Here is a 22,696-nt window from a genome sequence, read left to right on the forward strand (position 1 = left end):
CGAAGCTTACTTGCAGTTTTCCTTAAACCAGGCTTCCATTTCTGAATCGACTACGTTGCCATTCCAGCATTTTCGCTGATGGTTCCAGCGGAGAAGGCCCTTATTTTTGTCGGTTAGGTTTTGGTAGAAGAGGTCGGATACCATTAGCGGCTCGTCGCCGTCGCTCTTATTTCCATGTGCAGCCAGCTTGGCAGATTGATTTACTACGTCGCCCATGTAGACCACATCGTGCAGTCCGCTTCCGCTGTAGCCAGCCTTGATCATCAAGGCTCGCCCGTACGACATTCCCAAACCTACTGAAATCGCGTCAATCCGTCGGCGCCGCAGCTCGTAGTTCAGAACCTGAATCATTGAATTGATAGTGTAGGCAGTTCGGAAAACGTCATTGATGTCTCTCACGCTCGGCGTATTGTAGACGGCCCAAGCGCCGTCACCGACGATATTGACTTCCCGGCAGAACGGGTCGCTATTCATGATGGCGACAACTTCACTCACGTAGGCTCGATAGAGTCGAGCAAGGGTCGGACGCCGATATTTCGAGGGAAGTTGTGATGACCCGCGAATGTCAACAAATAGAGCGGAGCAATAGGCATAGAACCCGTTCGAGTATGTGAGCCTAGTTCGATCGGGAAGTGAATCCTCTTCGCTGTAATTTATGTCCGACTGGTTTAGAATCTCGCGGATTCTTGAAGCGCTGGCTACATGATCGTAGGGCTTGTAGTTGCTGTCCATTTCTCGCGCTTTTACCTCATCTCGCCGAGTGGTTTAGACCGGAACGCGATGGTAAGGGTTGGCTAACCTAAACGCGTATCAAGTCCTATCTTGTCCATCTAGCGACGACGCTAGCAGCGGGCACTGACAATCAAGGCGGTGTGCAAAAGGCGCGAGGTAGGCCTCGGCGCCTTTGGTGTGGCTCAGGCAGGTCTGGCGAGGCAAGAGCCGGGTGAGGCCGCCGTAGCCGAGCGGCCTCGACGCTCTGGCCCGTGAGTGCCGGGCGCGTCTCGTTCAGTGACGCAGAGGCCGTGGCCAGATCGCACCCTTGTGCGCCCATTGGGTGCGTGTCACACAGTTCAGAGGCAGGGTGATCGGCGGAGGGGGACGCTGCATGTCCGTGTCGGGTGGCAATCCAATAGCACCGTCAACTTGGGCGATTCAGCGGTTCGGGCAGCAGGCCGGCCAACTCGCCGGGGCCGTTCCGGTGCAGCTGGCCAAGGCGCACGCGAAAGCTCATGCCACGCACCTCACTGCCGGGCTGAAGAAGCGAAGTCCCTACGGCGTCACGCTCGCGGAGGCCGTGCGCGAGAACCTGGCTGACATGGCGCGGGAGCTCGGTGAGTCCGTGCGTGACGTACGTGGATACGAGTACGCGGTGATCAACGAGCACGCCCTCTTCCCCTATAGGTACGCAGACCGGCCGAGGGTGCTCGATCGTGCCCGGCTGCCCTCCAACGCTTCCCCTACACGGCGGCGGCTGTTCCGGGCTCACGGACCGCAGTCGCCGGAGGGACTGTTCGAGCTCGACGACGACCTCACGACGGAGGAGTACGTCGAACTGCACGAGGCGTTCGAAGAACTCGGAGCCGCCACAAAGCTCGTGTGCGTGTTCTTCACTGCCGACGTAGAGGGCGGGATCCACGTCATCCACTGGGGAGAGGCTCACCTCGAACCCGACCGCACGTTCACGTGGCCCTACAGCGAACAGCTTCCGGTAGCTCCCGTGCCCCTTGAGTGATCGCGGCACCGTCGCAACCTGCATGTGGCGAGGCGCGGAGGCTGACTCTCGGGCCGTCCCTGGGCCGTCCGACGCCCCCCGAGGCCACTCGACGCCGACCGACAGTGACAGTCGACCCACAGCCGCCAACCACGAACCCCCAGGTCACAGCCCCCCGACCAAACGGGTTACCACCCAAGGCTGGACCTCAGGCAAGATGGGGTGTATCTGCCCACTGCCAGATTTCAAGCTGCCGGACGGTTTCTCTTGGCTGAGTTCATTTACACCATGCGCAAGGCGCGCAAAGCGCACGGCGACAAGGTGATCCTCGACGACGTCACCCTGAACTTCCTCCCCGGGGCGAAGATCGGCGTCGTCGGTCCGAACGGTGCCGGTAAGTCGACCGTGCTGAAGATCATGGCGGGGTTGGAGCAGCCGTCCAACGGCGACGCCTTCATCTCTCCCGGGTACAGCGTCGGCATCCTGATGCAGGAGCCCACCCTCAATGAGTCGAAGACCGTCCTGGAGAACGTCCAGGAGGGTGTCGCCGAGATCAAGGGCAAGCTCGACCGGTTCAACGAGATCGCCGAGCTGATGGCGACCGACTACTCCGACGCGCTGCTCGACGAGATGGGCAAGCTGCAGGAGGAGCTCGACCACGCCAACGCCTGGGACCTCGACGCTCAGCTCGAGCAGGCCATGGACGCCCTCGGGTGCCCGGCCGGCGACTGGCCCGTCACCAACCTCTCCGGTGGTGAGAAGCGCCGCGTCGCGCTGTGCAAGCTGCTTCTCGAGGCGCCCGACCTGCTGCTCCTCGACGAGCCCACCAACCACCTCGACGCCGAGTCCGTGAACTGGCTGGAGCAGCACCTCGCCAAGTACGCGGGCACCGTCGTGGCCATCACCCACGACCGGTACTTCCTCGACAACGTCGCCCAGTGGATCCTCGAGCTCGACCGCGGGCGCGCCTACCCGTACGAGGGCAACTACTCCACGTACCTGGAGACCAAGTCGACCCGTCTCAAGGTCGAGGGCCAGAAGGACGCCAAGCGCGCCAAGCGGCTCAAGGAAGAGCTCGAGTGGGTGCGGTCGAACGCCAAGGGGCGTCAGGCCAAGTCCAAGGCGCGTCTCGCTCGCTACGAGGAGATGGCCGCCGAGGCCGACAAGATGCGGAAGCTGGACTTCGAGGAGATCCAGATCCCGCCGGGCCCGCGGCTCGGCAGCATCGTCGTCGAGGTCAACAACCTCAGCAAGGCCTTCGGGGACAAGGTCCTCATCGACGATCTCTCCTTCACGCTGCCGCGTAACGGGATCGTCGGGGTCATCGGGCCGAACGGCGCCGGCAAGACCACGCTCTTCAAGATGATCCAGGGGCTGGAGACGCCGGACTCCGGTTCGATCAAGGTCGGCGACACCGTCAAGATCTCCTACGTCGACCAGAGCCGCGAGAACATCGACCCGAAGAAGTCGCTGTGGGCCGTCGTGAGCGATGAGCTGGACTACATCAACGTGGGCCAGGTCGAGATGCCCTCGCGCGCCTACGTCTCCGCCTTCGGGTTCAAGGGCCCGGACCAGCAGAAGCCCGCGGGCGTGCTCTCGGGCGGTGAGCGCAACCGGCTGAACCTCGCGCTCACCCTCAAGCAGGGCGGCAACCTGCTGCTCCTCGACGAGCCGACCAACGACCTCGACGTCGAGACCCTGTCGAGCCTCGAGAACGCGCTGCTCGAGTTCCCGGGCGCGGCCGTGGTCGTCTCCCACGACCGGTGGTTCCTGGACCGGGTCGCCACGCACATCCTCGCCTACGAGGGCGAGTCCAAGTGGTTCTGGTTCGAGGGCAACTTCGAGTCGTACGAGAAGAACAAGATCGAGCGGCTCGGGCCGGATGCCGCCCGTCCGCACCGTGCCACCTACAAGAAGCTGACCCGGGGCTGATCGATCTTGCGCCACATCTACCGCTGCCCCCTGCGCTGGTCGGACATGGACGCGTACGGCCATGTCAACAACGCGGTCTTCGTCCGCTACCTGGAGGAAGCCCGTATCGACTTCCTGTTCCGTCCGGAGAAGGACTTCAAGCAGGGGTCCGTGGTGGCGCGCCATGAGATCGACTACAAGCGGCAGCTCGTCCACCGGCACCACCCGGTGGACATCGAGCTGTGGATCACGGAGATCCGGGCCGCGTCCTTCACCATCGCCTACGAGGTGAAGGACGACGACCTGGTCTACGTACGGGCCTCGACGGTGGTCGTGCCGTTCGACTTCGAGAACGAGCGGCCGCGACGGATCACCGACGAGGAGCGCGAATTCCTCAGCGAGTACCGGGACGACGACGAGGCCGTCGCCGCATGACGGTGTTCCACCTCGCCGACGAGGGGGAGGCGGCGGACCTCGCGGCCTTCCTCTCCCGGCTGCTCCACTACGACCGTTCGGCCGCGGTGCGCCTGCAGGCGGCCGGCACCGCGCTCGCCGTGTTCGGACGGCCGCCGTCCTTCGAGGTGCTGGCGATCCGGGCGGTGCGGCTTGCGAAGCCGTACGAGAACGGGCTGGAGGTCACGCTCGACGTGACCGTGTCCGCCGGGGAGTTGCTGGAGTCCGTCGACGAGTCGGCGGCCACGGCAGGCGTTCCCGCCGCGGTGACCGGGCCGCCGTGGGCGGGAGTGCTGCCGCCGCGCGGTGGCTGGCGTCCCGAGGCCGGCCTGCCGGTGCCGGACGCGCTGCGCACGATGGTCCGGGCCGCGGTCGCCGAATTCCGCGGCCGTACGCAGGAGCTGGCGCCGGAGGGTCGTACGCGGGCCGAACTCGACCGGATCGGGCGGGACATCTGGTCCCGGACGGTCGGGGACACGCCGCTTCCCGTGCGGGCCGTGCATGCGGCTCAGTCGCTCGGATTTCTCCGGGCCGACGCGCCGGTCGCGCTCTTCTCGTCGGGCGCGTGGCTGCGGCTGCGTACGCCGTACGGGTCGATCGCCGTGCGCCGGGCGGGACTTGGGGCGTTGGACGTCAGCGTCCGCTGAGCAGTCGCGCCACCTGGTGTTCTGCGCAGTCGCTCACTCGTCTTCGCTGTCGTCCGGCCATACGGCTATGTGGTCCGGCTCCAGTTCCAGGGCCACGCGGTCGCGCATGCCCAGGGCCTCGGTGTACTCGGCGGGGAGCTGGAGGCGGCCGGCCCGGTCGAGCATCGCGTACTCGCGGGCGACCACCGTCTCGTGGCCGGTCGTCTCGTCGACCTCGCTGCGGCGCAGGACCTCCGTGGAGGTGCGGCCGTCGCGGATGGCGACCGTGCGGCGGACCTGGCCGGCGACCGCCTGGTCGTGGGTGACGATCACGATGGTGGTGCCGAGGCGTTCGTTCGCGGTGCGGAAGGCGGCGAAGACCTGTTCCGCGGTGTGGGAGTCGAGTTCGCCGGTGGGTTCGTCGGCGAGCAGGACCGCGGGGTTGTTGGCGAGGGCCACGGCGATGGCTATGCGCTGCTGTTGGCCGCCGGACATCTGGTGCGGGCGGCGGTCGCGGCAGTCGGCCACGTCCAGCAACTGCAGGAGTTCCAGGGCGCGTTCGGATTGCGAGCGGTGTTTGCGGGGGCCGGCCAGTTGCATCGGGAGGGCGATGTTCTGGGCCGCGGTGAGGTACGGGAGCAGGTTGCGGGAGGTCTGCTGCCAGACGAAGCCGACGGTGGTGCGGCGGTAGGTCAGGCGGTCCTTCGCGGTCATCGTGAGGAGGTCGCGGCCGGCCACGCGGGCGGCGCCGGCGGTGGGGGTGTCGAGGCCGGCGAGGATGTTCATGAGGGTGGACTTGCCGCTGCCGGATGCGCCTACCAGGGCCATGAGTTCGCCCTCACGGACGAGGAGGTCGAGGCCTTGGAGTGCCTGGACCTCTATGCCGTCGGTGGTGAAGATGCGGACCAGGCGGTCGCAGGTGATCAGGGCGTCGTGGCCGTAGGTGGGGCGGTTGCGGTGTTCTGCGGCGCGGGTCGCCAGGTCGGCGAGGGTGGGGTTGGTCGTGGTCATCGGCCTCTCCTGGGCTTCGGCTCGTCGACAAGGGCCCGGGGGGTCCTGTGGAGGTGGGTTTCGACTGCCCGCGGGCTTGGTCGGCTGACTGAGTACGTCACCGCACATCCCCCACCCTCAACTCCGCCACAGCCCCCCGCCGTCCCGTCCACCAAGCCTGAACCCCCGCGACTCCCACCGTCACGAGGACGATCGCCAGCGCCGGTATCAGCAGCGACATCGTGTCCGTACGCAACTCGGCTCTGCCGACCGGCGTTTGGGTCGACGCCAGTGCGATCGTCGTCAGGTCCACGCCCGGTGACAGCAGGCGGATCGTCGCCCAACCCGTCAGCACGCCGCCGGCAGCCGCCAGTACGGCTTGCGGCAGGGACTCCAGGATCAGGAGGCGGCGGCCCTGTGTGCGGGTCAGGCCCATGGTGCGCAGGCGGGCCAGCAGGGCCGCGCGTTCGGGGGCCGCGCGGAGAAGGGAGAGCAGGAGGGCCAGGACGGCGTAGCCCGCGCCCGCCGCCACGCCCGCCGCGTAGACGCGTTCCGCGCCGGACTGGAGGGGGGAGTCGATGTATCGGGCTCGTTCCTCGGAGCGGAGGTGTACGTCCGCCGAGCCTCCCGCGGCCCGGCGCAGTGCGGCTGCGTCCAGGTGGGCGCCGGTCAGCAGCAGTGCGGTCGGGCGGGCCACCGACGCGTCCAGGCCGGCGCGGTCCACGACCAGGAAGTCCTCGCCGTTGACGGCCGGGGTGCTGTCCCGGACGGCGGCGATGCGGACGGCGACCGTGCTGCCGTCCTCCAGGCGCACCGGCAGGGTCCGGCTGCCGAATCTCGATGCGGCCGCCGGGGAGGCCACCGCCGGAAGCGCCCCGTCGGCCGACGGGCGCCTCAACTCCCCGGGCGCGAACGCCCCGAGCCCCGTCTGCTTCGCCAACTCCGCGTAGTCCCCCGGGTCCACGCCCACCAGCCGCAGTGACTGCGTCTCGTCGTTCGGTCTGGCCTGGTACGTGATGCTCACCGCGGCCAGCGTGCGCACACCCGGCGTCCGGCGGATCCGGTCCGGCAGGCCCGACGGCAGTGGCGCCGACCCCTCGACCCGGGCGTCGGCGCCGACGGACAGCAGTGCCGCGTGGTCGCGGGCCCCGGCCACGCCCGCGAGGACCGAGCCGCCGAAGGCCGCCGTGGTCAGGGCGGTCAGCAGTGCCAGCAGGGGCAGGACCGCGGAGGCGGACGTGCGGCCCGCGCGGGCGAGCGAGAGGTGACCCACCGCGCCGCGCAGCCGGGCCGCCGGGCGGGCCAGGCCGCGTAGCGGGAGGGGGTAGAGGCGGACCAGGAGCAGGGCCGCCGCCACTCCCACCAACACCGGTGCCAGGGAGGCCAGTTGGTCGCCGGAGGTGCCGGACGTGCCTCGCCTGCGGAGGGTTCCCACGGCTGCCAGGGCCACGGCGACCAGGGTGAGTTCCACGACCGTACGGCGTCTGGACGGTCGTACGGACGCAACATCCGAGCGGGCGCCGTGGATGCGTACGACTCGGTGGGCGGCGGCTGCCCGCAGGGGCAGGGCCGCGCAGGCGACCAGGGTGACCGTCGTGGCCGCCGCGGTAGCGTAGAGGGCGCGGCTCCCGGGGAGTGCGAGCAGTGCGGCCGTCAGGCCCAGGGCGCCCGCGGGGAGCGCGATCACCGTCGTCTCCGCGAGCAGGCGGGCCGTCAGGCCCCGCAGGGAGGCGCCGCGGGCGCGGAGCAGGGCGAGTTCGGTGCGGCGGCGGTCCGCGGTGAGGCCGCCCGCCATCAGCAGGACGACCGCGGCGACCGTGCCGGTCCCGAAGGCGGCGACGGCGACCAGCGGGCGGACCCCGCCGCGCAGCCCCGTGTACGCGGTGAGCACGTCGTCGAGGCCGGTGCTCACGTCCGTGGAGGGGTCGGTGACCGAGCGCATCTCCTGCATGGCGGGCCCGCCCTCCAGGGAGGCGACGGCGGACCTCAGACGCTCCAGCTCGTAGGCGTGGAGGTTGTCGATGGCGGGGGCCAACTGCCAGTACCGCACAGGGTCTCCGGGCGTGCCGAGCAGTGCGGGGGCCGCCTCGGGGGCGAGCAGCAGGGCGCCGAGCCAGTACTTGTCGCGTTCGGTGTTCGGGACCGTGATCAGGCTGGGCGTGCGCAGCAGCAGGTGGCCGGACCAGTAGGCGCCGTCCGGGTCGCGGGGGGCGAGGATGCCGGTGACCCGGACGAGGAGCGGGGCGCGGCCCGTGCCGGGGAAGTGGATCACCGAACCGACCTTGATGTGCAGGCTCTTGGCCGTCTCCGCGCTGACCGCTGCCTCCACCGAGGGCGTCGCCGCGGTCACTTGGCCGTCGGTCCGGGGCAGGCGACCGGACCTGACCTTCGCGTGTCCGGCCAGTCCCTGCTGCGCGGCGAGCTCGAACTTCGCCGGGATGCCGCTCGGCCTGGGCAGCCAAGGATCCGGCACCGCCTGCCCGTTGGCCGTGCGCACCCCGTACGTCGACTGGTCGCGGTCGACGACGAGCGGGCGCGGGACATTGGGCAGGACCCGTGAGTACTGCACGCCGAGCGAGTCAGGGCGCAGCGCGTCCTCCAGCATCCGCTGCGACAGCAGCGGGTCGGACTGCCCGGCGTACACGCTCACGCTGGTCGCGTCGGGCCGCGCCCGCTCGACGGCCCGGCGCAGCCCCGCGTCCTCGTAGCGGTCCACCGCCCGTGGGAACGCCGCCGCCAGACAGGCCGTCAGCATCACCAGCAGCGCCAGCGCACACGCGGCACCGGGCGCCGTCCGCAGCCGCGTACGCACCCAGGGCGCCCTGACCCGGCTCACCTCACTCACCCCCCGGTTCCCGCAACGACACCACCGGATCGGCCCGCCGCAGCGCCAGCCCCGCGATCACCAGCAGCGGTGCGACCGCAACTGCCGTCAGCAGTACGGCGATCTGCAGCACCGGCAGTTCGACCAGCACCTGCGGCACGGGCCGGGTCGCCTGCGCCGTCAGGACGATCAGTGGGACCACCGCCCGGGTCAGTACCGTCCCCAGTGCCGCTCCGACGACCAGGGCCAGCGCCACCAGGACGCCCTGTTCGACGGCGATCATGCGGGCCAGGCGGCGGCGCGGTGCCCCCAGGGCGCGCAGCACCGCGAGTTCGCCGCGCCGCTCCCGAAGGGAGCCCGCGGCGCTCACGGCGAAGCCGACCGCCGCCAGGGCCGCGGCCACCGCGGCCGCCGCGGCGAACGCGGCCTCCGGGCCCGCACCGAACGGGTCGTCCCGCAGCTGCACGGCCGCCTCGTCCCGCACCAGGACCTGTGCGGGGTCCAGGTCGGGCTGCGCCCGCAGGGCCGCGGCGACGCGGGCCGTCTCGCCCGGCGCGGTGCGCAGCCACCACTCCGTGGGCGGGACGCTCACGCCGTACCGCGCCCCCAACACCCGGTTCATGGCCCGCAGATCGACCACCAGGGCGCCGCCGTTCGAATCGCCGGTTGTCGGCAACTCCCGTACGGCACGCACGATCCGCACCGGCACGCTCTGCCCGCCGATCGGCACGTCCACCTCTTGCCCGATGTGCGCGCCCGCCGAGTCGAGGAAGCGGTCGGTCGCGACAGCCGTGATATCGGGCGGCCTGGGCTGGGCGACCTGCAACCGCACCGTCAGCGTCGAGACGGTCCAGATGTCTCCGTCCGGCTTGAACCCCGTGCCGTACTCGACCGTCGGCGATCCGGACCCACTCGTCTTCGGCTTGGTCGGGTGGGTGCGCTCGTCCGGCGACGACACCTGCCCGTCGAGGTGCGAGGTTGCCTTCCAGTCGGTGGGCCACGGCAGCCGCCGTACCGTTCCGTCGGTGCTGACAGCCGTCAACTTGCCCAGCCTGAGTTGGTGTTGTTCCGGCCGTTCGACCGGCTGGGCCATGACCAGCTGCAGGTTCGTGAGCGTCAGCGGACCGGGGGAGACGCTCATGTCGAGTGTGTGCGTCCGGCCGTCGGCGGGGAGTTGGCCCGCCCGCAGCTCGTACGGCGTCCCGTAGGCGTCCTCCACCGTGGCCGTCAGGTCGGCCGTCATCCCGGGCCCGGTGGAGCTGTGCAGGGCGGCCGTCAGCCTCAACCGGGCGGTGTGCGCGGGCACTTGGGTGCCCGCCGTCCGTGCCTTCGGACTCAGCGACGCCAGCAGCGGCCGTACCGGCTCCGAGGCCAGGTCCCGGCGCATCAGCACCATGTCCGCCGCGTGCGCGGTGTCCAGGGCCAGCAGCGTCGCCGTACGGTCGTCGGACAGGGGCAGGTCCGTGCGGACCGCGGGAGCGATCTCCCGTACGTGCGTCACGTCGGCGTACGTCTCCGTGCGGCCGAGGCCGCCGTCCCCGGCGCCCAGGATCCGCACCGGCGCTCCGGCACCGAAGTCCGCCTGGTCGTCCTGCGAGCGGTTCCAGGAGGCGCCCTGGCCGATGGCCAGCATGCCGAGTGCGACGGCGAGGACCAGCAGCAGCACCGGGCCCGCCCCGCGCATCGGGCGGCGGCTCAGCTGCCAGCCCGCCAGCGCCGCCGTCAGCCCGCGCCCGCCGGCCGCCCGGCGCTCCGCGAGCCGCGCGACCAGGGGCAGCAGGCGCAGCGTCAACACCGTGCCGGCGAGCAGCGCGAGCGCGGGAGCCGCCACCAGGAGCGGGTCGATGCCGAGGGTGCCGGAGCTGTTGCCGGTCACGGCGCCGGAGGTCTGGCGGTCGAGCTGCCAGTACGCGACGCCGGCCACGGCCAGCAGGCCCAGGTCCGCGCCCGCGCGCACCGGAGCGGGCAGCGCGCGGGCCCTGCCCCGGCGGAAGCCCTCGACGGTCAGCGCCGGCAAGGTCACCGCGAGGGCGCAGCCCAGCGCCACGCCCGCCGCGACCAGCCACACCCCGAGCCGCCCGGCGGCGGGCACGTCCAGGTGCAGCCCGATCCGGGCCAGCGCCCCCTGCCCGGCCAGCAGCCGGGTGAGCGGGCCCGACAGCAGCGGCGCGCAGACCACCGCGGGCACCGCCAGGAACAGCGCCTCGAGGGCGGCGAGTGCCCCGACCCGGGCCCGGGAGGCGCCGCGGGCCCGCAGCACCCGGGTCTCGCCCTCGCGTTCGTCGCTCAGCAGCCGGGCCACCAGCAGCAGCGCGCACCCGGCGAGCAGCGCGAGTTGCAGCGCGACGATCAGGAGGGTCGAGCGGGAGACCAGCAGCGAGCGTTCGACGCGGGTCAGGACGTCGGGGAGGGCGGTGGTCACGGCCGTGGTGCCGCTGAGCACCGGCTGCTTGCGCAGGGCCGTGCTGCCGGTGCGGGCCGCGTCGCGCAGCTCGCCGATCCGTCCCGTCGTCAGCGTCGAGAAGTCCGGCGACGCCAGCCAGGCCGACTGCCCGGCGCTGACCTGGCCGCCGGTCAGGACTCCGGGAGCGGCGAGCAGGGGACCGTACGTGGTGAAGCCGAGCGTCTTGATGCCCCGGCCGCCCAGGTCGTCCAGCCGCCAGTAGGGCGAGTCCGCCCGGGTGGGCCGGTACAGGCCGGTGAGCGTGACGTGCACCTTCGGGCCGCCGAGCCGGTCGGTGAGGGTGAGACGGGCGCCGGGTTCGAGGCGCAGGCGCTGGGCGGCGACCTGGGGGAGGGCGACCTCGACGGCGTTCCCGGAGCCGGCGTCCCGCGGCATCCGCCCCTCGACGATCCGCACCTGCCCCGCGTCCAGCGCCGCCAGGTAGGTCAGATCCGGGTCCCCGGACCGCGCGGCCGGCGCCTGCAGCGAACGCGGCAGTGCGTACGGGCCCGAGCGCACCAGCGTCCGTACGGACACCGGCAGCCCTTCGAACGTCCGGCGCGCTCCCTGCCGTACGGCGTCGTCGGCGGCCTTGCGCTGTGGCTTCGGCACCTCGGCCTTGACGATCAGCGCGGAGTCGGCGGCGTTCTGAGAGTCCCGCAGCGAGTGGCGCAGGGCGGCGTCGCCGATCGCGCCCGAGTAGGCGGTGAGGGTGGCGAGGACGGCGGTGGTCAGCAGGACGGTCAGCAGCGCGGCGGCGAGCAGGAGGCGGTGCGCGCGGGCACGTAACAGGACGAATCGTGCCACAGCACCGAACGCCGACACCCCGACCCCCCGTGGTTGTCCAGACCTCCGGGCGATGCTGTCAGAGGACCCGGGTCGCGGGTAAGCGCTTGTACGGCGGGCTTGACCGGATTGTGACCGGATTCCGGCGCCGTACGACCGGAATCCGCACGTCAGTCAGGAGCGGCCGGCCGGTCAGCCGGTTATTCCGGGGTGTTCACCATCGACGCGGCGGCATACGTCATGTACTGCCACAGCTGCTGCTCGTGCTCCTCGGACAGGCCGAGTTCCTCGACGGCGTCCCGCATGTGCTTCAGCCAGGCGTCGTGCGCCTCGCGGTTCACGGTGAAGGGGGCGTGGCGCATGCGCAGCCGGGGGTGGCCGCGGTTGTCGCTGTACGTCGTCGGGCCGCCCCAGTACTGGATCAGGAACAGCGTGAGGCGCTCCTCGGCCGGGCCGAGGTCCTCCTCGGGGTACATGGGCCGCAGCACCGGGTCCTCGGCCACCCCCTGGTAGAAACGGTGGACGAGGCGGCGGAAGGTCTCCTCCCCGCCGACCTGCTCGTAGAAGGTCTGCTCCTGAAGCGTGCCGCGCCGAATCTCTGTCACGCCCTCCATGCTCTCAGACCGGGCGGAGGAGGACTTGAGGCTTAGGTCCTGCCCCCGGGCAGGAAGCGGACATTCCGGATCTGAAGCCTCCGGTACTCGCCTCGTGCCCCGTCCCGCAGGACAGTGGACGTATGGTCGCGCAAGCTCTCGACAAGGATCTGGACGATCTCGCCGTCACCGTGCGGGCCGCGCTCGTGCGGGAGATCGATGCGAGCGGGGCCTGGGACGACGACCCGGTGTGGCGGGAGGCGTTCGCGGCGGTCCCGCGTCATGTCTTCGTGCCGTACTACTACGTCGGCGTCATGGGCGGCTACGAGCGGCGGTGGGGTGAGAGCCCCGATCCTCGTACGCGGGAGAAGTGGCTGCGCGGTGCGTACGCCGACGCCCCGCTGGCGACCCGGCTGCGCGACGGCGAGCTGGTCTCCTCCAGCAGCCAGCCCTCGCTGATGGCGAAGATGCTGGCCGAGTTGAGGGTCGAGGACGGCGACCGGGTCCTGGAGGTCGGCGCAGGCACCGGCTACAACGCGGCCCTGCTGGCCCACCGGCTCGGCGACGACGACCTCGTCACCACCGTCGACCTGGAGCCGGAGATCACCGAGACCGCGCGGCAGCATCTCGCCGCCGCCGGGTACCGCCCGGCCGTCGTCACCGGCGACGGCGCACGCGGCGTCCCCGAACGCGCTCCCTTCGACCGGATCATCGCCACTTGCACGCTGACCTCGGTCCCGCACGCCTGGCTCGCCCAGTGCAATCCCGGAGCGCGCGTCCTGACCCCGTTCGCCACCGGCCTGCTCGCGCTGACGGTCCGGGACGCCGGGCACGCCGAGGGTCGCTTCCTGCACACGCCCGCCTACTTCGTGCCGCTCCGCGGCCAGAGCCGCCCCGAGCCCGAGCCCGCACAGCTCGGCGGGATCCCGCGCCGGGCCAGGGACCACGAGCTCTTCCGCTTCCTGCTGGCCCTGACCCGCGGCAGCCTCGACCCCCAGGAGGCGTTCGCGTTGTGGGAGCGCGAGGAGCAGCCGACACGGGAGCGCTACGGCATCACGGTCGCCGGCGGGTACGAGTGGGCGTGGCTGGACGATCCGGAGGGGCCGTACGTCTGGCCCCTCCCGGTCTAGCCTGCTCAGCCCCTACGGATCGTGATCGTCGTCCACGCGCCGACGTGCACGCGGTCGCCGTCCTGCAGGGGTACCGGCACGAAGGGCTGGATCGGCTCCTCGGAGTTGTTGACCGTGGTGCCGTTCGTGGAGTTCTGGTCGACGACCGCCCAGCTTCCGTCCGGCTGCTGGACCAGTACCGCGTGCTGGTGCGAGACGCCCGGGTCCTCCGGCGGCACCGCCAGGTCGATGTCGGGGGTGTCGCCGGTGGAGTGCCGGCGGCGGCCGATGGTGATCTGGTTGCCGTTGAGGGCGCGCTGCTGCTCCGGCGAGTACGCGGGCAGGTTGAGGCCCGCGGCCTCGGGGCCGGAGCGCTGCATCATCGCCATGAAGTACTCGCGGTCCGGACCGATGGTCGCCGTCCAGGTCGCGGGACCGGCCGGCGGCTGCGGGAAGCCCGGGCCGGGCGGCGGCGGGGCCTGGGTCGAGCCGGGCTGCGGATAGCCGTAGCCACCGCCCTGACCGGGACCGCCGGGACCACCGGTCGGCGGGGAGATCACCCAGTCGTCGTCACCGCCGCCGAACGACGGACCGCCGTGCGCGGGCCGCTGCGTCTCCTGCGGGAACCCGGGCGGGGCGGACTGCTGGTACGCCTGTGGGGCGCCCCCCGTCATGCCGGGACCGGCGGGCGGCGTGGGCCCGGGCGGCGGCGGAACCGGCCGCGACGGATCGGCCCCGAAGCCCTGGGGGCCGCCGGGACGCGGGTCGTTGCCGAAGCCCTGGGGACCGCCGGGACGTGGGTCGTTGCCGAAGCCCTGGGGGCCACCGGGATGTGGGTCGTTGCCGAAGCCCTGGGGGCCACCGGGATGTGGGTCGTTGCCGAAGCCCTGGGGGCCGCCCGGTCGCGGGTCGTTGCCGAAGCCGCCGGGGCCCGACGGCTCGCTGCCGAAGGGCGGGATCGGCTCGGCGGGGCGGTTCATCTGCGAGGGGCGGGAGCCCTGGTACTCGTACGAGTCACCGGCGCCGTACGACGGGCCGGGCGGCTGCTGGTAGCGCGCGTTCGGGCCGGGGGCCGGCGGGCGCGGGGCGGCCGGGGTGTACGAGGTCGCGGTGTTGGTCAGGAAGTTCCACCGGCACTCCTCGCAGAACGGCGCACCGCCCTCGCGGGGCGTGCGGCACTGCGGGCAGAGCTCCGGCTCGGGGTCCGGCACGGCGGACAGGTGTGGACGGCCGCCGGGCTGGCCGCCGGGACCACCGGGCGGCGGGAAGCCGTAGCCACCGCCGGGCGGGGGCGGCGGAGGGGGCGGAGGCACGGCACCGGCCATGCGGTGACCGCAGACCTCGCACCAGTCGTCGGAACCCGACTGGTGTCCGTTCGGGCAGGTCGGCATGTCGGCGCTTCCCCCTCTCCTTCAGGGTCCTGCTGATTCGTGCAATGACACTTCGTGTGTCACTGCCTGTGTCACTTCTTTACACGAACAGTCTTTGTGGACCGTGTCTCGAGAGTCATCTCGTCGGCCTCCGCGACCTTCGCTTTCAGTCGCACAGTACCCGTCGCGGCATCGACCACGTCCACCACCTTCGCAAGCAGTTTCGCAGTATCCGCGTTTCCGGAGGCACTTGCGAGCTGAACAGCCCGGCCCAGTTTGGCCGTTGCGCCGTCGAAATCACCCGCTTTGCGAAGATCGAGACCTTGTTGGATGGCCTGTGCCAGTTCGGCCTGCCCGGTGTAGTGGGCGACCTGGGGGTTGATCGACGTGGAGGCCGCCATGTCGTCGGTCCACACAGCCCGTACGAGGCCCTGGGCGCCCAGGTTCTGGGCGCTTCCGTCGGGCTGCGGGATGACCAGGGAGACCCGGGCGGCGAGCATCTCCTGACCGAGGCCGGCGGCCGGGACCTCCACGCATACGTGGTAGTCGCGGGACTCGTCGCCCCAGGAACCGGTGGGGTAGTCCCCGGCGCGCGGGCCCGCCTCGGTGCGGCGGTCGGTCAACTCCTCGACGGTGGGCGCGACTTGCTTGACGAACTTGATGGAGGTGCCCACCGGCGTCCACAGCCTGAGCGCGACGTCGGCGACCTCCTTGCCCATCGCCTTTTCCATCATCTGCGTGAAGTCGGCGGCGAGGGCGGCCGGGTCGGCGACGATGTCGGCGGTGCCGAGCAGCGCGGAGGCGATCCCTGTGACTTCTTTCACTTCCCAGTCGGTGCCCACGCCACGTGCGTCACACGTGAACCGTCCGGCACAGGAGTCAAGGGCGGCCTTCAGGTCCTCGGGCGACTCGTGCTCGTTGCGGCCGTCGGTGAGCAGGATGCCGTGCCGGATGGCGACGTCGTCCGAGGAGAGCAGGCGGTCGGCCAGGCGCAGCCAGGTGCCGATGGCCGTGCCGCCGCCCGCGCTGAGCTTGCGCAGGGCCTGCTTGGCCTGCTCGCGGGTGGTGGCGTCGGCGACCGCGATGCGCCCGCCGCCCGGGTAGACCTCCTTGGCCACGTGCGTGCCGCCGATCACCGCGAAGTGCACGCCGTCGCGCAGGGTGTCGATCGCGGCTGCCGTCGCGTCGCGGGCGTTGCGCATCTTGGTCGGCGGGTAGTCCATCGAGCCGGAGCAGTCGACCATGATCGCCACCGCCGCGGAGGGGCCCTGTCCGGGCGAGTACAGATGGGGCGCCGCGACCGCGCTGCCGACCGTGCCGCCGCCGGTGGCGGTCACCGTGACGATTGCGTTGACCTCACGGCCGCCGTCCGGCAGGTACTCGTTCTGGTACACGTCCATCGAGAACTGCGGCACGTTGGACTTCGAGAAATTGGCCATACGTACTCAAATCCCCCTTGAAAACCCCGCAGTTGCGAGGCGACGACTGAATGCGGACCGGTCCCCTCCGGTCCGCCGAGGCCTCCCCGTCACGCGGCCTCAGGCCGATCCTGCCCCCGGAAGGACGGCCGGGAACGGCACGACGGCCACTGTTACGTTGTCGTGGCCCCCGCCGTCCAGGGCGTGGCCGACCAGAACGCGGGCGCTGTGCAGCGGTCGTACGGCAGCGTCCAGCGGCACGACGTCCGCCATGTCCTCGGCTGCCTCCGCGTAGTTCCACAGTCCGTCCGTGCACACCACCACTACACCCGGCCGGTCCGGCTTGAAGGAAGCGGTGTGCGGCTCCAGTTCGTAGGCGTCCGCGCCGAGCCAGCCCGTGATCGCGTGGGCGCGCTCGTCGGCGTAGGCCTCGGCCTCGTTCATCAGGCCCGCGGCGACCATCTGTGCGGCCCAGGAGTCGTCCTCGGTGAGCCGGGCCGGGGGTGAACTGCGGTCCACCGGCACCCAGTAGGCGCGGCTGTCGCCCACCCAGCCGACGATCAGCAGGCCGGTCGTGACGACCGCGCCGACGATCGTGCAGGCCGGAGCGTTCTGGTGCGGGGCGTGCTCGCGGGCCGTGGCGGGCTCGGCGGCCAGGGCGTTGACCGCGTGCGAGGCGGTGACGATCGCGTCGTGCATCGCCTGCTGCGGGTGCGTACCGCGCGGCAGGGCGGCCAGCAGCGACTCGTTCGCGGCGCGGGCGGCGGCGAGCGAGGCGTCGTCGGGGCGCGTCGCCGAGGAGACGCCGTCGCAGACGATCGCCACGGACGCGGGGGAGCCGTCGGGCAGGGTGGCGGTGCCGATGCCGAAGGCGTCCTCGTTGCGATGGTGGCGCAGTCCGCGGTCGCTGACCGCGGCGACCGGGCCGCTCTCTTGTTCCATGTGGTCGCGCTCCCGGGGCTGGGCGTGCCCGCAGTTCTCGCAGTAGCCGTCGCTGTCGACGCGGCCGGCCCGGCAGGCCACGCACAGCTTGGCCTCCTCGGCGGGGGCGGCCAGCTCGGCGACACGTGGGTCCGGTGCCTGCAGAGGGTACTCGTCGGGCTCCGGCGGCCGGTCGAAACGCACACCGGAGGCCGGGGACACCGGCGATCCCGTGGGCTGCTCCGGCGGCAGCGGGGAGCCGCCCGAGTCCGTGCCGTGCAGGTCGGTCGGGAGATGGGTCGCCGCCGCGGTGTCGGAGCCGGCCGGCTGGTGGGCGACGGGCCAGTCGGTGCCGTCCGTGCTCGGCGCCGGCACCGATCCGTTCAGAGTGATCGTCGGCTGGTCGTCCGGCCGCGCGGGCACCACGGACAGGTCGTATCCGCACGCACCGCAGAAACGGTCACCCGACTCGAGCGGCTCCTCGCAGCTCGGGCAGGCGGACAACTGGGGCATCTGCGACATCAACTACACCCACGTCCGGGGGCGGTAACGGTTGGCACGTTCCACCAGGTCGATCCTCTCCTCGCCGCCTCGCGCCAGCCTGGCCAGCGTGCGGTACGAACGCTCCAGTCCGAAGCGGAGTCCCCGCTCGTCCAGGTCGCTGCCGAGCAGCACCCGCTGCGCGGCGGGCGCGGAACCCTGGCCACCGGAGAGTATCCAGTCCAGCGCGCAGCCGAGGACCTCGGCCGACAACTGCTCTCTGCGCGCCGGGTCCAGACCGTACGCGTCCAGCGCCTCGACCTGCCGGGCGGCGGCCGTCAGATCGTCCAGGAACGGCGCGTCCGCGGCGGTGGCCGCGCGTTGACGCAGCCGCGCCCGTACGGCGGCCACGCGCGCGGCCGTGTAGTGGATGGACGACTCCGGGATCGACTCCAACGTCCCCACGGCGCTGTGGCGGTCCCCGGCCGCGAGCTCGACGCGGGCCAGGCCGAAGGCGGAGCTCACATAGCTCGGGTCGGTCGACCACACCAGACGGTAGTACTCGGCGGCGTTGTCCAGCTGGCCCAGCACCTCGGCGCACAGGCCGAGCGCCAGCTTGGGCGCGGGCTCGCCGGGGAAGGCGTCGTAGATCGCGTCGAAGGCGAGCGCGGCGCCCTCGTGGTCGCCGGTGACCAGCGCGGCCACACCCCGGTACCAGACGACCCGCCAGTCGTCGGACTGCTCGTTCTCCAGCTTGGCCAGGGACGTCAGCGCGGCGGCGGAGTCGCCGTTCTCCAGCAGGGCGCGGATCTTCCTGAGCCGGGTCTCGACCGACGACACCGGCGCGGCGTTGAGCGCGCCGAGCAGTTCGGCGGGCGCCGTCGTCATCAGGCCCGCGAGGAAGCCGGCGTTCGGGTCACCGGGGTCGACGTGGGGGACCGGCAGGGCGAGGGCCGCCGCCGGGGAGTTGACGGGCTTGACGAGGGCGGGGGAGCCGGCCGCGGCGGGCAGTTCGGCCTGCTGCGGCTTGCGCTGCTGCGCCGCCCGGGCCCCCAGCAGCGACACGTCCCCTTCCAGCTTCGGGAACAACTCCGTGTCCGTGACCCTGAGTTCGGGTCCGAACAGCGTCGACAGCGCGGGCCGCGCCCGCCCCGACTGCAGCGAGACGACCTCGCGCAGCACACCCGTCAGCTGTTCGCCCATCTCCTGCGCGGAGGCGAACCGGCGGGCCGGGTCGGGGTCGGTGGCGCGCACCAGGAGCCGGTAGAAGGACTCGTACTGGCGGAAGACCTCGATGTTGTCCGGGTCGGGCAGCGAGTCCACGAAGACGTTCGTGTAGCCCTGGAAGTCGAAGGTCAGGACGGCCAGCGTGCGCGCGACCGTGTACAGGTCCGAGGCCACGGACGGGCCGACCTCCGCGACCTCCGGCGCCTGGTAGCCCACCGTGCCGTAGATGGCCGACTCCTCGTCGTCCATCCTGCGCACCGCGCCCATGTCGATCAGCTTGAGCTGGTCCTCGGTCTGGATGGCGTTGTCGACCTTGAAGTCGCAGTACAGCAGGTTGCGGCTGTGCAGATGGCCGAGCGCCTCCAGCGCCTCGATGCCGTACGCGCAGGCCTGCTCCACCGGCAGCGGGTCGCGCTTGCCGTCCGGTGTGCGGCGGCCGTTGGCGATCTCCTTCAGCGACTTGCCGCCGACGTACTCCATGACGATGTAGCCGTCGAGCGAGCCGGTGCGCTGGTCGAGGTGCTCCACGAAGTTGTAGATCCGCACGATGTTGGCGTGCTCGATCTCGGCCAGGAAGCGCCGCTCGGAGATCGCGGCCGCCATCGCGTCCTGGTCGCCGGTGTCGAGCAGGCCCTTGAGCACGACCCACCGGTCCGACACCGCGCGGTCCACGGCGAGATAGACCCAGCCGAGGCCGCCGTGCGCCAGACAGCCCACGACCTCGTACTGGCCGTGCACCACGTCGCCGGACTTCAGCTTCGGGACGAAGGAGTACGGGTTTCCGCACTTGGTGCAGAAGCCCTCGGTGCGGCCCGTGCGCTCACCGCGCGAGCGCCCCACCGGCGCCCCGCAGTCGGAGCGCGAGCAGAACCGCTTCCGCTCCGGCACCTCCGGGTTGTCCAGGACCATCGCGCGCGGGTCGGGCCGCGGCACGTCCGGCACCTGCACCAGGCCCACGCCCAGCCGCCCGCGGGCGCTCGTCCCGGCGCTGGAGCCGGAGCTGCGCACCGACACCGAACGGCCCGAGGTGCGGCCCGACAGAGACCGCGAGAGCCGGCCCGACACCGAGCGCCGCGACTTCGACGACTGCGAGGACGTACGGGAACTGCCCCGGCTGCCGCGGCTGCTGGGGCGCGAACCGCCGCTGCCCGACGAGCCGTTGTTGCCGCCGCCCGTGATGCCGGTGGCCGGCGAGCCGACCAGGCCGTTGGACGACACGACCGGTGCGAGGCCGCATGTGTCGCAGTACAGTTCGCCGCCGCCCACGTCCTCGTAGGCACCGTCGCAGCCGGGCCGCTGGCAGTTCTGCTGTGCCTGGCTCATCTCGCTGCACCCCCTTCGTCACTCACGCTCCGGGCCCCCTGCGATCCTGCGGCCCGCCCTGCCCCGGCACCCGCGGGGCGCCCAGCACCTCGGCGGCCGCCTGCTGGTAGCGCAGCACCGCCTGTTCGGCGACGCGCAGATCGCACGGCGCGCTCCACAGCATGCGGCGCGCCGCGTCGTACCGCTCGATCAGCAGCGAGTCCTCGGCGAATCCGTGCCGGGCGACCTTCGCCTTGTACGCGTCGAGGCGGCCGCGCAGCTCCGCGCGGACCGCGAGCGGCGCGGTGACCGCGGTCAACGACTCGCGGGCGCGCAGCAGTTCGTCCTCCGCCTTCTGCTCCAGGGACTCCAGGAGCGGGGACAGGCGGTGCCACTGGGCGTGTCTGCGGTACTCGGCGGCCGTCGCCAGCTGCTCCTGCAGCACGGTCGGCGGGCCGCTGACCACCGGCACCTCCGTCGCGGCGATCTTCGCGAGGACCTCGCCGCGCGCGGTGCGCGCCTCGGCGAGGGTGCGGTCCGCGCGGGAGAGCACGTCCCGCAGCTTCACCAGCCGCTGCTCGGCGTCCTGCCGGACGGTGAGCACGGCGTCGATCTCCCGGCGCACCTCCTCCAGGGCGCGCGCCTCCCGGTCGTACACCGCGGTGTCCGGGCGGCCGCCGCCCGGCGCCGAACTCCCGTGCGTGGGAAGCCAGTACGCCAGCGGGTCCGACACCACCTGCTCGCGCAGCGACGTCAACATGCGCGTGATGCGCTCCAGGTCGTCGCCCGACGGGTGCTCGCCCGGGCGCACGCCCACGGAGTGCGCGAGCTTGCGGGTGCGCTGGAGCTCCGCGGCCAGTAAATCGATCCGGGCGGGCAGCGCCGACCAGACCGCGTCGGCGGCGACGACCATGTCCAGGCTCGTCGCGTACAGCTCGTTCATCCGGTCGACCAGCGCGGACAGCGAGAACTGTTCGCTGAGCTTGCCCGAACCGCCGTGCAGCGTCGGAGCGTTGGCCGTGGCCGTCGCGCTGCCCGCGACCGTGACGGACTCGCCGCGCAGCAGCTCCGTGAGCTCCACCAGGTCCTCGCGGCTGGACCAGCGGCGGCGGGCGCGGATGTCCCGGGCACTGCGCAACGCGTCGGTGTACGCGTCGAAGTACGCCCACAGCAGCGTGATCGAGGCCTCCGCGGCCGTCCAGCGTTCCTTGGTGATGCCGGTCAGCTCGGCGCCTTCGAGGAGTCTGCGGCCCGCGTGGTCCTGCAGGGCGAGGAGTGAGGTCTCGATCGCCTCGTGCTCCGCGCCGAGCCGCGCCAGCGCACGGTCCACCTCGTCCCGGTCCATCACCGGCCCGGCGGGGTCCGTGACGCCCATCGATCACCTCTCGCTGCTGTCGTGTTCCGTCGTGGGGTTTCGTGCCGTCAATCGTCCGTCAGTTGATGGTCGGTCACTTGTAGTGGGCTGCGGGAGGGGTCGCCGACGCCGATTTCTTGTCGCCGTTGTCCATGGTCGGGTGCAGCCACTTCTTGTACGACTCCTGCCAGCCGCCGTCCTTGATGTAGTTCTGCAGGGTGCGGTTGACCTGGCGTATCAGATCCTTGGAATCCTTGTTCATCGCCACGCCGTAGTACTCGGTCGTGAACAGGCCGCCCTTGAGTTCCACCGTCGGGTCCTGCGCGGCCTGGCTGGCGGCGAGCGCGCCGTCCGTCACGACCGCGTCGACCTCGCCGAGCTGCAACTTCACCAGGCAGTCGAGTTGGTTGGGGACCACCGTCTTGATGTTGGCGGAGGCGGGAAGCTTCCCGGACCCCTTGTCCGCCTCGAGATTGTCGAGCGCCGTGGACCCGTCGGCCGAGCAGATCCTCTTGTCGGCGAGGGTCTTGTTGTACCCCGTGATCGTCGAGGTCTTGAGTGCGAGGACCTGCTGGCCGGTGCTGAAGTAGGGGGCGGAGAAGGCGACATCGCCCAGTCGGTCGCAGTTGATCGTCATGGTGCGGACCACCATGTCGACCGCGCCGCTCTGGATCGCCGGAATGCGCTGGTTGGTCGGGATGGCCTTGAACGACACCGCCTTCGGGTCGCCGAGAAGGTCCTTGGCGATCCGGTGGACGAGGTCGATGTCGAAGCCCTCCAGCTCACCGGAGGCGTTGTTCGGGTTGAGGTAGCCCCAGCGGTAGCTGTTGGTGTCGACGCCGACGATCAGACGCCGGTCCTTGCGGGCCTTGATCTTGTCGATGGTCGTCGTGCTGCCGTCGCCGCCGGACGGCGAGAGGCTCTGGTCCTGCGGAAGGAGGCCGTTGTCGCACTTCGTCTCCGCCCTGGCCTGGGTGGCGTGGGCGACGCCCTGGCCGCCGCTGCCCGCGGCACCGTCCGCCCCGCTCGTCCGGGTGGTCAGGGGCAGCAGCAGCGCGAAGGCCACGGCGAGGGCGCAGACGGCCGCCATCGCGCCCACCCCGCCCCAGCCGCGCAGGCTGGTCCGCAGACGCTGTGCCAGACGATGTGTCGGACGTTGTGCATTCATCTTCACGCCC

The 22,696-nt window shown here is 71.3% G+C and carries 16 protein-coding genes; 5 read left to right on the forward strand and 11 right to left on the reverse strand.

From position 1 onward, the window contains the following. Positions 1 to 6 precede the first annotated feature (6 nt). Complete coding sequence (locus tag ACFY1L_RS10785) at positions 7 to 495, reverse strand: hypothetical protein (RefSeq protein WP_388821344.1); 489 nt, start codon at positions 493 to 495, stop codon at positions 7 to 9. Positions 496 to 1,105: 610 nt separating this feature from the next. On the opposite strand from ACFY1L_RS10785, the gene ACFY1L_RS10790 reads away from it, so the two are divergent. The 4 genes from ACFY1L_RS10790 (at position 1,106) to ACFY1L_RS10805 (ending at position 4,722) form a co-directional block, all read left to right on the forward strand. Further along, positions 1,106 to 1,732, forward strand: coding sequence for a hypothetical protein (locus tag ACFY1L_RS10790; protein ID WP_388821346.1), 627 nt, complete (start codon positions 1,106 to 1,108; stop codon positions 1,730 to 1,732). Positions 1,733 to 1,978: 246 nt separating this feature from the next. Beyond that, complete coding sequence (gene ettA, locus ACFY1L_RS10795) at positions 1,979 to 3,643, forward strand: energy-dependent translational throttle protein EttA (RefSeq protein WP_388821349.1); 1,665 nt, start codon at positions 1,979 to 1,981, stop codon at positions 3,641 to 3,643. A gap of 6 nt (positions 3,644 to 3,649) precedes the next feature. After that, complete coding sequence (locus ACFY1L_RS10800) at positions 3,650 to 4,057, forward strand: acyl-CoA thioesterase (RefSeq protein ID WP_388821351.1); 408 nt, start codon at positions 3,650 to 3,652, stop codon at positions 4,055 to 4,057. Then, positions 4,054 to 4,722 (forward strand): hypothetical protein, encoded by a 669-nt coding sequence (locus ACFY1L_RS10805; protein ID WP_388821353.1) that lies wholly within the window; start codon positions 4,054 to 4,056, stop codon positions 4,720 to 4,722. Before ACFY1L_RS10800 ends, ACFY1L_RS10805 begins: the two co-directional genes overlap by 4 nt. 33 nt (positions 4,723 to 4,755) lie before the next feature. On the opposite strand, the gene ACFY1L_RS10810 is transcribed toward ACFY1L_RS10805, so the two are convergent. The 4 genes from ACFY1L_RS10810 to ACFY1L_RS10825 form a co-directional block, all read right to left on the reverse strand. Continuing rightward, positions 4,756 to 5,712, reverse strand: coding sequence for an ABC transporter ATP-binding protein (locus tag ACFY1L_RS10810; protein ID WP_388821356.1), 957 nt, complete (start codon positions 5,710 to 5,712; stop codon positions 4,756 to 4,758). A 97-nt stretch (positions 5,713 to 5,809) separates the two neighbouring features. Further along, positions 5,810 to 8,527 (reverse strand): FtsX-like permease family protein, encoded by a 2,718-nt coding sequence (locus ACFY1L_RS10815; protein WP_388821359.1) that lies wholly within the window; start codon positions 8,525 to 8,527, stop codon positions 5,810 to 5,812. 1 nt (position 8,528) lies between these two features. Further along, complete coding sequence (locus ACFY1L_RS10820; RefSeq protein WP_388821362.1) at positions 8,529 to 11,765, reverse strand: ABC transporter permease; 3,237 nt, start codon at positions 11,763 to 11,765, stop codon at positions 8,529 to 8,531. A 179-nt stretch (positions 11,766 to 11,944) separates the two neighbouring features. Continuing rightward, on the reverse strand, positions 11,945 to 12,358 hold the full coding sequence (locus ACFY1L_RS10825; RefSeq protein ID WP_388821365.1) for a globin: 414 nt from the start codon (positions 12,356 to 12,358) through the stop codon (positions 11,945 to 11,947). Positions 12,359 to 12,480: 122 nt separating this feature from the next. Between ACFY1L_RS10825 and ACFY1L_RS10830 the strand changes: the two genes are divergently transcribed. Beyond that, positions 12,481 to 13,467: a methyltransferase domain-containing protein gene (locus ACFY1L_RS10830; protein WP_388821368.1), complete on the forward strand. Its 987-nt coding sequence runs from the start codon at positions 12,481 to 12,483 to the stop codon at positions 13,465 to 13,467. 5 nt (positions 13,468 to 13,472) lie between these two features. Here ACFY1L_RS10830 and ACFY1L_RS10835 read toward each other — a convergent pair whose 3' ends face one another. The 6 genes from ACFY1L_RS10835 to ACFY1L_RS10860 form a co-directional block, all read right to left on the reverse strand. After that, on the reverse strand, positions 13,473 to 14,837 hold the full coding sequence (locus ACFY1L_RS10835) for an FHA domain-containing protein (RefSeq protein ID WP_388821371.1): 1,365 nt from the start codon (positions 14,835 to 14,837) through the stop codon (positions 13,473 to 13,475). A gap of 71 nt (positions 14,838 to 14,908) precedes the next feature. Then, positions 14,909 to 16,255 (reverse strand): VWA domain-containing protein, encoded by a 1,347-nt coding sequence (locus ACFY1L_RS10840; RefSeq protein ID WP_388821374.1) that lies wholly within the window; start codon positions 16,253 to 16,255, stop codon positions 14,909 to 14,911. A 99-nt stretch (positions 16,256 to 16,354) separates the two neighbouring features. After that, positions 16,355 to 17,680: a PP2C family serine/threonine-protein phosphatase gene (locus ACFY1L_RS10845; protein ID WP_388821377.1), complete on the reverse strand. Its 1,326-nt coding sequence runs from the start codon at positions 17,678 to 17,680 to the stop codon at positions 16,355 to 16,357. Next, a complete protein-coding gene (locus ACFY1L_RS10850; RefSeq protein WP_388821380.1) occupies positions 17,681 to 20,185 on the reverse strand; it encodes a tetratricopeptide repeat protein in 2,505 nt (834 codons plus the stop codon). A 22-nt stretch (positions 20,186 to 20,207) separates the two neighbouring features. Beyond that, positions 20,208 to 21,539 carry a hypothetical protein gene (locus tag ACFY1L_RS10855; RefSeq protein ID WP_388821383.1) on the reverse strand — a complete coding sequence of 444 codons (1,332 nt, stop codon included), beginning with the start codon at positions 21,537 to 21,539 and terminating at the stop codon, positions 20,208 to 20,210. Between the two features lie 73 nt (positions 21,540 to 21,612). Then, positions 21,613 to 22,686 carry a glutamate ABC transporter substrate-binding protein gene (locus ACFY1L_RS10860; RefSeq protein WP_388821386.1) on the reverse strand — a complete coding sequence of 358 codons (1,074 nt, stop codon included), beginning with the start codon at positions 22,684 to 22,686 and terminating at the stop codon, positions 21,613 to 21,615. Positions 22,687 to 22,696: the final 10 nt, after the last annotated feature.

It is taken from the genome of Streptomyces sp. NPDC001663, from assembly GCF_042893105.1.
GTDB lineage: Bacteria > Actinomycetota > Actinomycetes > Streptomycetales > Streptomycetaceae > Streptomyces.